Genomic DNA, 14,217 nt, shown 5'->3' with positions numbered 1-14,217 from the left:
GTTGAAGCCGATGGAGGGCGCGCCGACATCCGCGGCGCCGCGATTGGCGGCTTCCATGATGCCGGGGCCGCCGCCGGTGGCGATCACATTGTCCCGTGGCGCGCCGCTTTCCGCCAGCGCCCCGCCGCGCAGGCTGACGATGCGGGCGAAGGCGCGGGCCTTGTCGTAATGCTCGGCGAAGGCCAGGCGTTCCTGCGCCAGGCGGCGTGCCTCCGGCTGGCGGGTGGCGCGCAGGGTGCGCTGGGCGTCCTCCGGACTTTGCACCCGGGCACTGCCGAAGACGACGACGGTGGAGCGCACGCCCCAATCCCGCAACGCCAGCTCCGCCTTCAGGTATTCCATGCCGAAGCGGGAGGCGCGCATCTCATCCCGCAGCAGGAATTCCGTATCCTCCACCGCCAGCAGCGTGCTGCGGTTGGTCTTCGGCGGGGCGGGCTGGGTCATGCTGTTGTGCCTCAGGCTTGCTTGCGGTCGATCAGCCCCTTGCGGATCTTGCGGCCGCGCTGGATGCGGTCCTCGATGAAGCCCGCCTCCCCCCAACGCACGGCGCGGCCCAGCGCCTGCGAATCCTCGGTGAAGCGCGCCAGCATTTCCAGCAGCGCCTCCCGGTTGTTGAGGAACACGTCGCGCCACATGGTCGGGTCGGAGGAGGCGATGCGGGTGAAGTCGCGGAAGCCGGAGGCGGCGAATTTCAGCACCTGCTCCTTCGTCTCCTCCGCCAGATCATCCGCGGTCGAACAGATGGTGAAGGCCAGCAGATGCGGCAGGTGGCTGACGATGGCCACCACCTTGTCATGCGTCGCCGGGTCCATCGTCTCGATCATGCTGCCGCAGCGGTTCCACAGCTCCCGCACCTTCTCCACCGCGGCCGGGTCGGTTTCCGCCACCGGGGTGATGATGACGTAGCGGCCCTGGAACAGCTCCGCGAAGCCGGCATCGGGGCCGGAGAATTCGGTGCCGGCCATCGGGTGCGCGGGGACGAGATGCACGCCCTTGGGCGTCAGGGGCGCCAGGTCCCGGAACACACTCATCTTGGTGGAGCCGACATCGGTGACGATGGCGCCCGGCTTCAGATGCGGCGCGATACTGGCCATCACCGCCGCATTGGCACCGACGGGCACGCAGAACACCACGCAATCGGCGCCTTCCACGGCGCGGGCGGCATCCGCCTCCACCACATCGGCGATGCCCAACTCCCGCACCCGGTCCAGGGTGGCCGGCGTCTTGGCATGCGCCACCACCGTCCGGGCGATATCGCTCCGCTGACGGGCAACGCGGGCGATGGACGACCCGATCAGCCCGACGCCGAGCAGGCACAGCCGGTCGAAAAGCGGCTCAGCCATGCCGGGTAAATTCGGTCAGCGCCTCGATCACCATCTGGCATTCCTCGGCGGTGCCGATGGTGATGCGCAGGCAGGGCGCCAGGCCGTAGGACCCCATCGCCCGCACGATCAGCCCGCGACCACGCAAATGCCCATCCGCCGCCTTGGCCCGTTCCGCCGCGCCGAAATCGACCAGCAGGAAATTGCCCTCGCTCGGCCAGACCTTGAGACCTGCGGCCTCCAGCGCCGCCGCCACCTTGCCGCGCCATTCGGTGTTGTGCGCGACGGAGGCCTCGATCCAGCCCGGCTCCGCCAGCGCCGCGATGCCTGCCACCATGGCGGCGCCGGACACATTGAACGGCCCGCGCACCCGGCCCAGCACATCCACCACATTGGCCGGCGCATAGCACCAGCCCAGCCGCATGCCGCCGAGGCCGAAGATCTTGGAGAAGGTGCGCGTCATCACCGTATTGTCGCCGGCATCGACCAGCGCCTGGCCCGGGTCGTAATCCGGCGTCGTCACATATTCCGCGTAAGCCGAGTCCAGCACCAGCAGCACATCCCCCGGCAGCCCGCGGCGCAGCCGCACCAGTTCGGATTGCGGCAGGATGCTGCCGGTCGGGTTGTTCGGATTGGCCAGGAACAGCAGTTTGGTGCGTGGCCCGACCGCCGCGAGAAGGCCGTCCACATCTGCCCGCAGATCCTTCTCCGGCACCTTGATGACGCGGCAGCCGGCCCAGCGGCCCGCCAAATCGTACATCAGGAAGCCATGCGCCGACATGACGATCTCCGTCCCTTCCCCGCCATAGGCCAGGATGAGCAGGGTCAGGATCTCGTCCGAGCCGTTGCCGCAGACGATCCGCGCCGGGTCCAGGCCGAAACGGGCGCCAATCGCCTCCCGCAGCGCCGTCGCGCCGCCATCCGGATAGCGATGCGCCTCCTTCGCCGCATGGGTGATCGCGGCGATCGCGCCGGGCGGCGGGCCGAAGGCGCCCTCATTGGAGGACAGCTTGATGATGCGGTTGACCCCCGGCACTTTCGATTCGCCGCCGACATAAGGCTCGACCGAGAGGATGGACGGGCGCGGCATGACGGTCATGGGGCTGATCCGGCTGGAAGAGGGGCGCCCTGCATAGACGCCGCAGGTGCCGGCGCCAAGCCGCGCGCCGGCCCACCACACGCCGCGGTTGCCGCCGGGGGTCCGCGGCCCTATTTCTGGCGCGTGCCAAAACCACCCCCGGGATCCATGACCGAGGCCATTACCCAGACCCCGCAGATCGACCACCAGCGGGCCGTCTTCCCGGCCGGGCTGGCGCTGGATTCCGGCGCGGTGATCGCGCCGGTCACCGTCGCCTACCGCACCTATGGCACGCTGAACGCCCAGCGCAGCAATGCCGTGCTGGTCTGCCATGCCCTGACCGGGGACCAGTATGTGGCCGAACGCCACCCCATCACCGGCAAGCCCGGCTGGTGGGAAGCCGTGGTCGGCCCCGGCAAGTCGGTGGATACCGACCGCTACTTCGTCATCTGCGCCAATGTGCTCGGCGGCTGCATGGGCTCCACCGGCCCGGCCGAGCTGATGCCGCCCCAGGCGGAGCCGACGCCTGGCGCCAGCCGGCCCTGGGGCATCGATTTCCCCTCCATCACCATCCGCGACATGGTGCGCGCCCAGAAGCTGCTGGTGGACCATTTCGGCATCGCCCGGCTGCTGGCCGTGGTCGGCGGGTCCATGGGCGGCATGCAGGTGCTGGAATGGGCCGCGACCTACCCCGAGATGGTTGTCGCCGCCGCGCCCATCGCCTGCGCCGCCTACCACTCCGCCCAGAACATCGCCTTCCACGAGGTCGGCCGCGCCGCCATCCATGGCGACCCGGACTGGGTCGGCGGCCGCTACTGGGAAGATGGGCGCATCCCGGCCAAGGGGCTGTCCGTCGCCCGCATGGTGGCGCACATCACCTACCTGTCCGAGGCCGCGCTGGGCCGCAAATTCGGCCGCCGGCTGCGCGGCGCCTCCGCGCTGACCTTCCTGGAGGACGTGTTCGAGGTGGAAAGCTACCTGCGCCACCAGGGCAGCACCTTCGTCACCCGCTTCGACGCCAACAGCTACCTGACCATCACCCGCGCCATGGATTACTTCGACATGGCCTCCGAACATGGCGGCGACCTGCCGGCGGCCTTCCGCAACACCACCACCCGCTTCCTCGTCGCGTCCTTCAGCAGCGACTGGCTGTTCCCCACCGAGGAATCCCGCGCCCTGGTCCGCGCCCTGAACGCCGCCGCGGCTAATACCTCCTTCATCGAGATCTCGACCGACAAGGGCCACGACGCCTTCCTGCTGGACGAGCCCGTTTTCCACCGGGCACTCGGCGGCTTCCTGCGGGGCGCGGCGGAACGCGTGGGGGTCTGACGGGCGCTGGCCACGGCGATGCTGGATGTGTCGGGCTGGACCAGCGTAAATAGCGGCACGACAAGCAGCTTGCCGCCATGCGGCGCGGATGGTGCGCCGCCAGCCCAGGGCCGGGAGCGGCCCCGGCACGGCGCTTGCTGAGGCTTGCGGCGCGCCGCGCGCCCCGCGGCACCGGACCGGAGGTTGCCCAAGATGCACGCATTCACACGCCGGAATGTCCTGACAACTGCACTCTCCCTGCCCACTCTGGCCCTGCCCACTCTGGCCCTGCCCACGCTGGCCACCCCTGCCATCGCGCAGGGCGCGCGCCGCCCCGTGAAGTTCTGCCTCGACTGGGCCTGGCAATCCGCCCATTCCGCCTGGACGCTCGCGGCGGATCGCGGCTTCTTCGCGGAAGCCGGCCTCGATGTGCAGATCGACCGCGGCTTCGGCTCCGGCGACACGCTGACCAAGGTGGCCGCCGGCACCTATGACATCGGCTTCGCCGACACCAACCTGGCGCTGAAGTTCAACCACGAGAATCCGGGCAGCCAGGTCACCTCGGTCTTCGTGCTGTATGATGCCTCGCCCAATGCCGCGATCTTCCTGAAATCCTCCGGCATCACCAAGCCGAAGGACCTGGAGGGGCGCAGCGTCTCCGTCTCCCCGGGTGAGGGCACGCATCTGCTGTTCCCGATCTTCGCCCGCGCCAACCAGATCGACATCTCGAAGATCAACCTGATGTCCGTCACGGCGCAGCTGCGCGACACGATGGTGATCCAGCGCCGCGCCGATGCCACGCTGGGCTTCCTGACCACCACGGCGCTGAACATGGTGGGCACCGGCATCCCGCTGCGCGACATTGGCTGGCTGCAATACAACCAGTGGGGCGTGCAGCTTTATTCCTCGGGCCTGGTGGTGCGGAAGGCCTTTGCCGAGGAAAATCCGGCCGTGGTGCGCGGCTTCATCCAGGCGACCATCCGCGGCCTGCGCACCATGCTGGCCGAGCCCGCCGCCGCCATGGAATCCCTGAAGCGCCGGGAGCCGCTGATCGACACGGCGGTGGAGATCGCGCGCAACGAGCTGCTGAACGAGGTGGCGCTGCTGACGCCGCATGTGCGCGCGCATGGCGTATCCTCCGTGGTGAAGGACCGCTTCGAGACCTCCGCCCGCCAGGTGGCGGAGGCCTTCGGCATTCCGGTGCAGCCGAGCATGGATTTTACTTATACCGACCGCTTCCTGCCGGAAGACCGGAGGATCGTTTGATCTTGACCTCAGGCGCCGGCGCGGGCTCCGCCCGCCTGGCTACGCCGCATAAGCGGCGGGCGCCATTCGGCGCCTCGGCCGGCCGCAATTTGCGCAAGCCGCGCTAGGCGCGGCGGGCGGCAATGCCCGCCGGGATGCGCCCCAGCCGCCGCGCCGCGTCCCAGACGCGGCGGATCGCGGCGGCGCCGCGGCGCACCACCGCCGCCTCATCCACCCCCTGCACCACGCGGTCGCGGATCAGCGGCACGCCGTCCACCAGCATCGTGTGCAAATCCGCCGCCACGCCATTGGTCAGCAGCGCCTGCAACGGGTTCCACACCGGCTGGTAGCGGGCGCCGGACAGGTCGAACAGCAGCAGATCCGCCGTGGCGCCGACCGCCAGCGTGCCGAGATCCTCCCGCCCGATCGCCGCGGCACCACCGGCGGTGGCCGCCCGCAGCATCGCCTCCCCGCTCGCGATGCCGCCGCGCCCGGCCTGCACCTTGGCCAGCAGCGCCGCCGCGCGCAGCTCCGCCACCATGTCGAGGCCCACGCCATCCGTCCCGACGCCGAGCCTGATCCCGGCATCGAGAAACCGCGCGAAGGGCACCGCGACGCCGAAGCGGGAAAACGCGTAGGGGCATGAGGCCACGGCGGCGCCATGGTCGCGGATCATCGCCAGTTCCGCATCGGTGGCCAGCACGCAATGCGCCAGCACCGTGCCGGGCCGCAGCAGGCCGAGGTCGCGGATATGCTCGATCGGGGACTTGCCATAGCGGGCGCGCACGATGTCGAGCTCCACCTGGCTCTGTGCCGCATGGATGGTCAGCGGGCAGCCGATCTCGTCCACCATGTCGCGGATGCGGGTCAGCAATTCGGGCGTGCAGGTATCCAGGCCATGCGGGCCGAAGCCGATACGGGTGCGGCCGCGCCGGCCTTCATCATGTTCGGCGAACAACTGCATCACCCGGTCGAAGCCGGTATCGGCGGCTTCCGGCGCCGTCACCGGCTTGCCATCCGGCCCCATATCCATCTTCGGCGTGGAGAACAGGTAGGGGCAGGAATAGGTCCGCAGGCCGAGCCCCCGGCCGCGCGCGATGAAAGGCGCCTGCTGCAGGCGCCACACATCCATGATGGTGGTGGACCCGCCCTTCATCGTCTCCAGCAGCGCCATTTCCGCCACGTCGCCGATCGCGTCCTGGTCCAGCACCTCCGCCGCGATGTCGCCGAGCGGCATCAGCAGGGAATAGACGATGTCGCCGGGCAGTTCGCCCTCGGCGATGTCATCCGCCAGGCCGCGGAACAGCGGCGCGCTGAAGGCGTGGTTGTGCAGATTGACGAAGCCGGGCAGCAGCAGCCCCTCGGGCAGGGTGATGCGCGGGGCGTCCAGCGTCGGGCGCTGCATCACGATGTCGGCGATGCGTCCGCCCTGCACCACCACGGATGCGCCGTGCCGCAGGCCGCCGGCGGCATCCCAGATCCAGCCGGCCTCAAGGATCAGCGTGTCCAATCCAGCCTCCATACCTGTGCAATTCCATCATGGCATGGCCGGCGCGGCCGGACAGCCCGCCGCATGGCAGCGGCCCTGGCACGATATTGCAATAAATCGGTCCTGCCCTTCCGGTCTCCCGCCGCGCTACGGCCTTGCAGTGCGGCGAGCTAGAAGGCATGGGAAGGTCCTCCCTCGGCAGGGGGGCGCCAGCCTCGCCTCGCCTCGCCGCGCCGCCGCCGCCGCGCCCCTTTCCACACCGGAGACCACTTGTTGGACACCGCCGCGCCGCAGCCGCCCAAGCCGAACCAGACCGGCAGCGCCCACCGCCCTGCACGCCTTCCGGCTGGCAACCCGGGCGTGCGACCGGTTGGCCGCCCGGTCCGGCGGCATCTCGCGCTGTTCGCCGCGGCGCTGGCGCTACCCATCGTGGTCTTTGTCGCCACCCTGTCGCACCGCTTCGCGGAGGCCCAGCGCAGCCGGCTGGAGGATGAGGCGCTGAACACCGCCCGCGCCGTGGCCCTGGCGGTGGACCGTGAACTGACCGGCCTGGCCGCCACGCTGAACCTGCTGGCGCTGTCGCCGCAGCTTCGCATGGGCGACCTCGAGAGCTTTCACCAGCAGGCGGTGGAAGTGCGCATGCGCCTCGGCATGGCGACGGTGCTGCGCGATTCCGCCGGCCGGCAGCGGCTGAACGCCTGGCTGGCGCCCGGTGCCCCCCTGCCCGAAACCTCCCCGCTGCCGCCACCCAGGCCGGGTGGCCGGCTGGTGGTGAGCGATCTGTTCCAGGGCGTCGCCTACCAGGTGCCGATGTTCGCGGTGGAGGTGCCGGTCGCGGTTCCCTTCCCCGGCCAGCCCGGCGGCGGCTTCCTCAGCCTCAGCACGCCGGTCCAGCGCATCCGCCAGGTGCTGGAGGACCGCCAGGCGCCGGATGGCTGGACGCTCGCCGTGGTCGATGGCCAGGGCCGGATCCTGGCGCGCAACCGCCGGCACGACGACTTCGTCGGCACCCCCGCCACCGAGGATCTGCGCCGGAACGCCACAGGGTGGGAAGGCAGCTGGCGCGGCTTGACGGCAGACGGCACCCCGGTGCTCGGCAGCTACGCCAAGACCGCGCTGGCCGATTGGCGCATCGCGGTGGGCGTGCCGGTGGCGACGTTGAACGCGCCGCTGTACCGCACGCTGCTGCTGCTGGGCGCTGTCGGCCTGGCGCTGGCGGCGCTGTCGCTGATGCTGGCACTGATCCTCGGCAACCGCATCGCCGAACCGCTGCGCCGCCTGGCAGCCCAGGCCGCGGCGCTGGGCCGGGGCCAGGCGGTGGAGCCGGTGCCGAGCAGCATCCGGGAGGTTTCGGAAACCGCCGCGGCCCTGGCCGAAGCCTCCCGCACCCTGCTGGGGCGGGAGGAGGATCTGCGCCGGCTGAACGAGGCCCTGGAAACTCGGGTGGGGGAACGCACGCGCGACCTGGCCGAGACCAATGCCCGGCTGATCGCCGCCGCCAATGGCCGGGAACGGGCCGAGGCGCAGCTGCGGCAATCGCAGAAGATGGAGGCGGTGGGCCGGCTGACCGGCGGCGTGGCGCATGACTTCAACAATCTGCTCACCGTCGTGCTCGGCAACCTGGCGCTGGCGCGGCGCCGGCTGGCGGAGCTCGGGGAACATTCTCCGGCAACGGAGCGCATCGGCCGCGGCATCGACAATGCCACCGAAGGCGCCAACCGGGCCGCCATCCTGACCCAGCGCCTGCTCGCCTTCTCCCGCCAGCAGCCTTTGGCGCCGGAGGCGGTGGACGCCAACAGGCTGGTCGCCGGCATGTCCGACCTGCTGCGGCGCACGCTGGGCGAGGATGTGGAGATCGAGACGGTGCTCGCGGGCGGCCTGTGGCGGGCGCATGCGGACCCGAACCAGCTTGAATCGTCCCTGCTGAACCTGGCGGTGAATGCGCGCGACGCCATGCCCAACGGCGGCAAGCTGACCATCGAGACCGCCAACGCCCATCTGGATGAGACCTATGCCGTGGGGCGCGACGATGTGGAGGCCGGGCAGTATGTGCTGATCTGCGTCTCCGACACCGGCTCCGGCATGTCCGCCGAGGTGGTGGCCCGCGCCTTCGAGCCCTTCTTCACCACCAAGCCCACCGGCAAGGGCACGGGCCTCGGGCTCAGCCAGGTCTATGGCTTCGCCCGGCAGTCCGGCGGCCATGCCGCCATCTACAGCGAGGCCGGCCAGGGCAGCACGGTGAAGCTGTACCTGCCACGGCTGCGGGACCAGGACCTGCCCGCCCCGGTCGCGCCGCTGGCCCCGCCCGCCACGCCCGGCACCCTGCCCCTGAACGCCCCCGGCGCCCTGGTGCTGGTGGTGGAGGATGAGGAGATGGTGCGGGATTTCGCGGTGGCGGCGCTGGAGGAAGCCGGCTGCCGCACCATCGCGGCCGGCGACGGCCCCGCGGCGCTGGCCCTGCTGGACGCCCATCCGGAAGTGACGCTGCTGTTCACTGATGTGGTGCTGGCCGGGCCGATGAATGGCCGCGAACTGGCCGGCGCGGCGCTGGCCAGGCGGCCGCGGCTGCGCGTGCTGTTCACCACCGGCTACACCCGCAACGCCATCATCCACCATGGCAGGTTGGATGAGGGGGTGAACTTCCTCGGCAAGCCCTACACCGCCGCGGCGCTGCTGGAGCGGATCGGCCGCCTGCTGGTCTGATGCGCGGCGAAAGCGGCCGCGCGGCCGATGGTTTCAGCGCAGCACGCGCGCAAGCCCGGCCAGCAGCGCTGTCGCGGCCGCATCCCAATCCGAGGCCGCGGCGCCGGCGCGCGCCGCCTCCTGCCGCAGCGCGGCCAATCGCGCCGGGTCCATCAGCCCGGCCAGCGCCTCGGCCAGCGCCGGGGCGGTAACGGCGGCCGCCAGGACGCCACCCGCACCGGGGCGCACCTGCTCGGTCAGGCCACCGACCGGGGTGGCGACCACCGGCACGCCCATCGCCAGCGCCTGCGGCGCCACGCCGGATTGGCTGGCCTCCCGATAGGGCAGCACAACGGCATCGGCCTCGGCCAGCAAGGTGGGGATTTCCGCCTCCGCCACCCAGCGGCGTTCCAGCCGCACGCCCGGCAGGCCAGCGAGTCCCGGGGCGCAGGCTTCGGGATCGCCCTCCCCCACCACGCGCAGGCTGGCGCCGGGGTGGGATTGGTGCAGCAGGCGGAAGGCATCGCGCAGCAGGTCGAGGCCCTTATAGGCACGCAGGCGGCCGAAAAACAGCAGTCGCAGCGCGCCCGGCCCGGCCGCCGCCGGCGGCGCGGCAGGTGCCGCGGGGAGCAAGGCGGGCAGCGGCATGCGGATCAGCGGCAGGGCCGGCGCCCGGGCCGCCAAGGCCACCGCGACCTGGTCGGACAGCGCCACCGCCGCGCGCGCCGCGCCAAGTTCCCGCCCCAGGCGCCAGTTCCAGGCCAGGCCGAAATCACCCGGATGCGGCGTTGCGTCATGCACCACCTGCACGAAGGCGGCCCCGGACCGGGCCAGGGCAGGCGCCACCAGCGGCGCCCAGACATGGGTCATGCCGGAGACCACGACATCGGCCTGCCGCGCCCGCCCGATAAGCTGCCGCGTCAGGGCTGGTAGGCGCAGCAGGCCGGTGGCGAAGCCGGAAAGATCGCGGTAGGTGTCCACGATGTCTGTCGGAACGCTCAAATTACGAAACCGGTCCCGAAATTCGCCCTGGGCTGAGACCGACAGGCTGAGCTCCACACCCGGCCGTCCGGCCAGCGCCTGGGCCAAGCCTAGTGTATATTGTGCGCCGCCGCCGCGACGCCCCCAGTACCACAGCAGTATTCGCATGGGCTGGGCCCCTAGCACCGGCCGCGCCGGGCCGGAAGCACCCGTACGGCCTTGGGTTGCGGGTGCTGGAACAGACCGGCTTACATCCCCTGGTTGTTCTTCGTTACCGTGCTAGCCTTCTCGTTGCAGGATGTGGGGCCCGGTCTCGCCGCCATCCGCCTTGCCCCGGAGTCGCCCCGATGGATTGCCTGACCCACGCCACTGATTCGACCCTGCCGCTGCGGGCCGTGCATCCGGCTGGGCTGGACGCGCTGCTGGCCAGCCTGCCGCCGGCCAGCACCGCCTGGCTGCGCGCCAGCGGCTTCGCTGCCAAGGCGCAGGAATGGCGGCTGCTGCCGGGGGAGGCGGGGCTGGCTGGTGCGGTGCTCGGCCTGGGCGAGGATGCGACCGCCGCCGCCAGCCCCTGGGCCTTCGGCGCGCTGCCCTTCGCCCTGCCGGAAGGCACCGACTGGCGGATCGAGGATGCGCCGGATGCGGCGGCCGCGACGCTCGGCTGGTGCCTGGGCGCCTATCGCTTCGCCGGGCTGAAATCCAAGCCGCAGCGCCGCGCCGCCCGGCTGGTGCCCGCGCCGGGGACGGAAGCGGCGCAGCAGCAGGCGGCGGCGATCTGGGCCGGGCGCGACCTGGTGAACCAGCCCGCCAACCACCTCGGCCCCGAACAACTGGCCGAGGCGGTGCGCCGCCTGGCCGCGGCGCATGGCGCGGGCTTCGAGGATATCTCCGGCCCGGCGCTGGAACAGGGCTTCCCGGCGATCGCCGCCGTGGGCCAGGGCAGCCCCCGGGCGCCGCATGTCGCGATCCTGCGCTGGGAAGGCGCGGCGGATGGCCCCCTGGTGGCGCTCTGTGGCAAGGGGGTGTGCTTCGATACCGGCGGGCTGGACCTGAAGCCGGCCGCCGGCATGCTGCGGATGAAGAAGGACATGGGCGGCGCGGCGGCGATGATCGCGCTGGCGGACATGTTGATGCGCGCCGGCACGCCGATCCGCCTGCTGCTGCTGGTCGGCGCGGTGGAGAACAGCGTCTCCGGCACCGCCTTCCGGCCGATGGACGTGATCCGCACCCGCAAGGGGCTGAGCGTGGAGATCGGCAACACGGACGCGGAAGGCCGCCTGGTGCTGGCGGACCTGCTGGCCTTCGCGGGGGAACACAAGCCGGACCTGCTGCTGGATGCGGCGACGCTGACCGGCGCGGCACGCGTCGCGCTGGGGCCGGATCTGCCGGCGCTGTTTTCCGATGACGAGGAACTCGCACAAAGTATTCTCTCGGCCGGCACGAAGGTCCACGATGCGGTGTGGCAACTACCGCTGATGAAACATTACGTTTCTTGGCTGGACAGCCCGATTGCGGACCTCAACAACGTGAGCTCCAAGCCGATGGCGGGGTCCGTGGTCGCCGCGTTGTTTCTGCAACATTTTGTACCAAGTGGCGTCCGATGGGCGCATCTCGATCTTTATGCTTGGAACGATCAATCGCGGCCCGGGCGGCCCGAGGGTGGCGAGATCCAGTCGGCTCGCGCTCTGTTACGCGCCGTCACCACCTTGGTTTCACCCGGTCAGCCCCCAGGACGGTAACGAATTTGAGATGAAACGGGAACTTTCTGGCTCGCGGCGCTCTCAGAGAAGGACGTCGGGACAAGACCTTTCGCAAAGCGAGCCGAAAGGGAGGCGCGGCGCAAGCCGCGGCGCCGGCACGGCGAAACCGACCCAGGCCAGCCGCAAGCGTGACGCAGAAGGAATGGACAACATGGCCAATCAAGCGAATTCAGACCAGCTCGTCGGCATTCTCCGTGACACCGTTGTGGCGCTGGTGCGCCGCGATGGACCGGACCTGTCGGCCCGCCAGCTCGGGGTCTTCCTGACCGTCTATCTGACGGATGGGCCGCATACGGTGCGCGGCCTGGCGGCGGAGCTGAATGTCTCCAAGCCCGCAATCACTCGCGCACTCGACCGGCTGGGTGAGCTGGACCTCGCCCGCCGCAAGGTGGACCCGATGGACCGCCGCAGCGTGCTGGTGCAGCGCACCCTGAAGGGCGCCGCCTTCCTGCGCGACATGCGCAGCATCATGACGGTGGCCGAGCAGACGGCGCAGGACACGGTGGTTCCCGAGGAAGCCCGCAAGGCGGGCTGACTTGGCGCCGGCTCAATAACCGGCGGTGAAGTCCACCAGGTTCAGCAGCTTCTGGCCGGTGCGGGCGCGGTGGAGATTCTCCACCACCTGCGGCGCGGCGCTCTCTGGAATGGTGATGCTCGCGGCATGCGGCGTCATCACCACCCGCGGGTGCGACCAGTAGGCGTGCCCTTCGGGCAACGGCTCCGGGCTGAACACGTCCAGCGCCGCGGCGGCGATCTGGCCGCTGTCAAGCGCCGCCAGCAGATCGGCATCGACGACATGCCCGCCCCGGGCGCCGTTGATGAGAAAGGCGCCGCGCGGCAGCAGGCCGAGCAGGCGCGCATCGATGATGCCGCGCGTCTCCGGCGTCAGCGGCAGCAGGCAGACCAGCATGCGGGACCGCGCGGCCATCGCCGCCAGGCCCTCAGCGCCATGAAAGGTCTCCACCCCCGCCAGCTGCTTGGGCCGGCGCGACCAGCCGAGCACGGGAAAGCCGAGGCCGCGCAGCAGGCCGGCCGCATGGGTGCCGAGCTCACCCAGGCCGAGGAAGCCGATCGGCGTCTCCGCCGTCACCGGCGCCGGCAGCTCCTCCCAGATGCGGGATTGCTGCTGGGCCCGGTAGTCCAGGTCCTGGCGGTGGAAGCGCAGCACGTTCAGCAGCACCCACTCGCCCATCTGCGTGGTCAGCATCCGGTCCACCAGGCGGGCCACCGGAATGCCGGGCGGCGGGCCGGGCGGGCGCAGCAGATGGTCCACGCCGGCGCCCATGGAGACGATGAGGCGGAGGTTCGGGTAGCGCCGCAGCTCCGCCATGTCGTGCGCGGTCCAGACCACCGCGGCCTCGATCGCGGCCGGATCGCCGGCATCGGGGAACATGCGGATTTCCAGGGTGGGGTCCACCGCCAGCAGGGCGGTGCGCCACATCTCCATGGCGGCCGGCTTGGTCGAGAGCAGCACGGCCATCAGGCGTCGTTCCCCTTGGTTTCAGGCCCCTTGGTTTCAGGCCCCTTGGTTTCGCGATAGACCAGCCGGGCGAAGGCGCGCCAGTCATCGCGCCGCGCGGCGGCGAACTTCCGCCCATCCGGCAATTCGGCATGCAGCGTCAGCACGCCCTTGGCCCAGAGCCCGTCGAAATGGTCCTCGGATTGCAGCGCCCAGAAGCTGGCGCGTTCGAAGACGCCATCGCGGATCTTCGGCTGCACCTTGGCCAGCCACCACCAGCAACCCACCGCCAGGATCGCCGCGCCGAGATAGAAATGAACCAGCGCCGTCGCGGCAAAGGAGGACACCAGGATGCCGGCGGCCGGCCAGATGTTCTCGCCATGGCGATATACCGGGCTGCCGGGCGAGTTCATCTTGCGGATATGCACGCCGAGCTTCACCTGCTGCGAATCCAGCAGGCCCCGCAGCCGTTCCAGCGGCGGCAGCACCGCATCCTCCGCCTCGCTCATGTCCGTACCGTGCCCTCGCTGCCGGCGGTGGTCAGGTCGAAGGCCGCCGCCATCAGGGCGCGGGTGTAGGGTTGTTGCGGCGTCTCGACAACCGCCTGCGCCTCGCCTTCCTCCACCACGCGGCCGTCCTTCAGCACGATGATGCGGTGCGCGAGGGCGCGAACGACGCGCAGATCATGCGAGATGAACAGATAGGCCAGGTGGTGGCGCGCCTGCAGGTCGCGCAGCAGGTCCACCACCTGCGCCTGGACCGAGACATCCAGCGCGCTGGTCGGTTCATCCAGCACCACCAGCCGCGGCTTCAGCACCAAAGCGCGCGCGTTGGCGATGCGCTGGCGCTGGCCGCCGCTGAATTCATGCGGGAAGCGATCCAGCGCGGCCGGC

Annotated in this window: 12 protein-coding genes and 1 pseudogene; 5 read left to right on the top strand and 8 right to left on the bottom strand. The window is 70.6% G+C overall.

What is annotated here, in order from left to right; genetic code table 11:
* The 3 genes and pseudogenes from Q8S40_RS22270 to hisC all read right to left on the bottom strand — a co-directional run.
* A pseudogene (locus Q8S40_RS22270) lies at window positions 1–444 on the bottom strand (3-isopropylmalate dehydrogenase); the annotation flags it as partial.
* 11 nt (window positions 445–455) lie between these two features.
* Window positions 456–1,343 (bottom strand): prephenate/arogenate dehydrogenase family protein, encoded by an 888-nt coding sequence (locus Q8S40_RS22265; RefSeq protein WP_305672161.1) that lies wholly within the window; start codon window positions 1,341–1,343, stop codon window positions 456–458.
* Window positions 1,336–2,421: a histidinol-phosphate transaminase gene (gene hisC / locus Q8S40_RS22260; RefSeq protein WP_305672160.1), complete on the bottom strand. Its 1,086-nt coding sequence runs from the start codon at window positions 2,419–2,421 to the stop codon at window positions 1,336–1,338. The genes Q8S40_RS22265 and hisC overlap by 8 nt, the downstream gene beginning before the upstream one ends.
* A 147-nt stretch (window positions 2,422–2,568) precedes the next feature.
* On the opposite strand from hisC, the gene Q8S40_RS22255 reads away from it, so the two are divergent.
* Both Q8S40_RS22255 and Q8S40_RS22250 read left to right on the top strand, forming a co-directional pair.
* Window positions 2,569–3,729, top strand: a complete 1,161-nt coding sequence (locus tag Q8S40_RS22255) for a homoserine O-acetyltransferase (RefSeq protein WP_371136875.1) — start codon at window positions 2,569–2,571, stop codon at window positions 3,727–3,729.
* A gap of 192 nt (window positions 3,730–3,921) precedes the next feature.
* Window positions 3,922–4,974 carry an ABC transporter substrate-binding protein gene (locus tag Q8S40_RS22250; RefSeq protein ID WP_305672159.1) on the top strand — a complete coding sequence of 351 codons (1,053 nt, stop codon included), beginning with the start codon at window positions 3,922–3,924 and terminating at the stop codon, window positions 4,972–4,974.
* 103 nt (window positions 4,975–5,077) lie between these two features.
* Here Q8S40_RS22250 and Q8S40_RS22245 read toward each other — a convergent pair whose 3' ends face one another.
* Complete coding sequence (locus Q8S40_RS22245; RefSeq protein WP_305672158.1) at window positions 5,078–6,463, bottom strand: amidohydrolase family protein; 1,386 nt, start codon at window positions 6,461–6,463, stop codon at window positions 5,078–5,080.
* Window positions 6,464–6,715: 252 nt separating this feature from the next.
* On the opposite strand from Q8S40_RS22245, the gene Q8S40_RS22240 reads away from it, so the two are divergent.
* On the top strand, window positions 6,716–9,145 hold the full coding sequence (locus Q8S40_RS22240) for an ATP-binding protein (RefSeq protein WP_305672157.1): 2,430 nt from the start codon (window positions 6,716–6,718) through the stop codon (window positions 9,143–9,145).
* Between the two features lie 33 nt (window positions 9,146–9,178).
* Here the strand turns inward: Q8S40_RS22240 and Q8S40_RS22235 are convergent, their stop codons facing one another.
* Window positions 9,179–10,273 carry a glycosyltransferase family 4 protein gene (locus tag Q8S40_RS22235; RefSeq protein ID WP_305672156.1) on the bottom strand — a complete coding sequence of 365 codons (1,095 nt, stop codon included), beginning with the start codon at window positions 10,271–10,273 and terminating at the stop codon, window positions 9,179–9,181.
* A gap of 179 nt (window positions 10,274–10,452) precedes the next feature.
* Here Q8S40_RS22235 and Q8S40_RS22230 point away from each other — a divergent pair, with 179 nt between their 5' ends.
* Both Q8S40_RS22230 and Q8S40_RS22225 read left to right on the top strand, forming a co-directional pair.
* Window positions 10,453–11,844, top strand: coding sequence for a M17 family metallopeptidase (locus tag Q8S40_RS22230; protein WP_305672155.1), 1,392 nt, complete (start codon window positions 10,453–10,455; stop codon window positions 11,842–11,844).
* 172 nt (window positions 11,845–12,016) lie between these two features.
* Window positions 12,017–12,400: a MarR family transcriptional regulator gene (locus Q8S40_RS22225; protein ID WP_304814287.1), complete on the top strand. Its 384-nt coding sequence runs from the start codon at window positions 12,017–12,019 to the stop codon at window positions 12,398–12,400.
* 12 nt (window positions 12,401–12,412) lie between these two features.
* On the opposite strand, the gene Q8S40_RS22220 is transcribed toward Q8S40_RS22225, so the two are convergent.
* From Q8S40_RS22220 to Q8S40_RS22210, 3 genes are all read right to left on the bottom strand, one after another.
* Window positions 12,413–13,345 (bottom strand): glyoxylate/hydroxypyruvate reductase A, encoded by a 933-nt coding sequence (locus Q8S40_RS22220; RefSeq protein ID WP_305672154.1) that lies wholly within the window; start codon window positions 13,343–13,345, stop codon window positions 12,413–12,415.
* Window positions 13,345–13,833 (bottom strand): hypothetical protein, encoded by a 489-nt coding sequence (locus Q8S40_RS22215; protein ID WP_305672153.1) that lies wholly within the window; start codon window positions 13,831–13,833, stop codon window positions 13,345–13,347. The genes Q8S40_RS22220 and Q8S40_RS22215 overlap by 1 nt, the downstream gene beginning before the upstream one ends.
* A partial coding sequence (locus tag Q8S40_RS22210) for an ATP-binding cassette domain-containing protein (RefSeq protein ID WP_305672152.1) occupies window positions 13,830–14,217 on the bottom strand: 388 nt, incomplete at its 5' end. The genes Q8S40_RS22215 and Q8S40_RS22210, both read right to left, overlap by 4 nt.

Source organism: Falsiroseomonas sp. (assembly GCF_030695085.1).
Lineage (GTDB): Bacteria > Pseudomonadota > Alphaproteobacteria > Acetobacterales > Acetobacteraceae > Falsiroseomonas.
The sequence above is the reverse complement of the archived record's forward strand: the minus strand, read 5'-3'. Positions and strand labels throughout refer to the sequence as shown.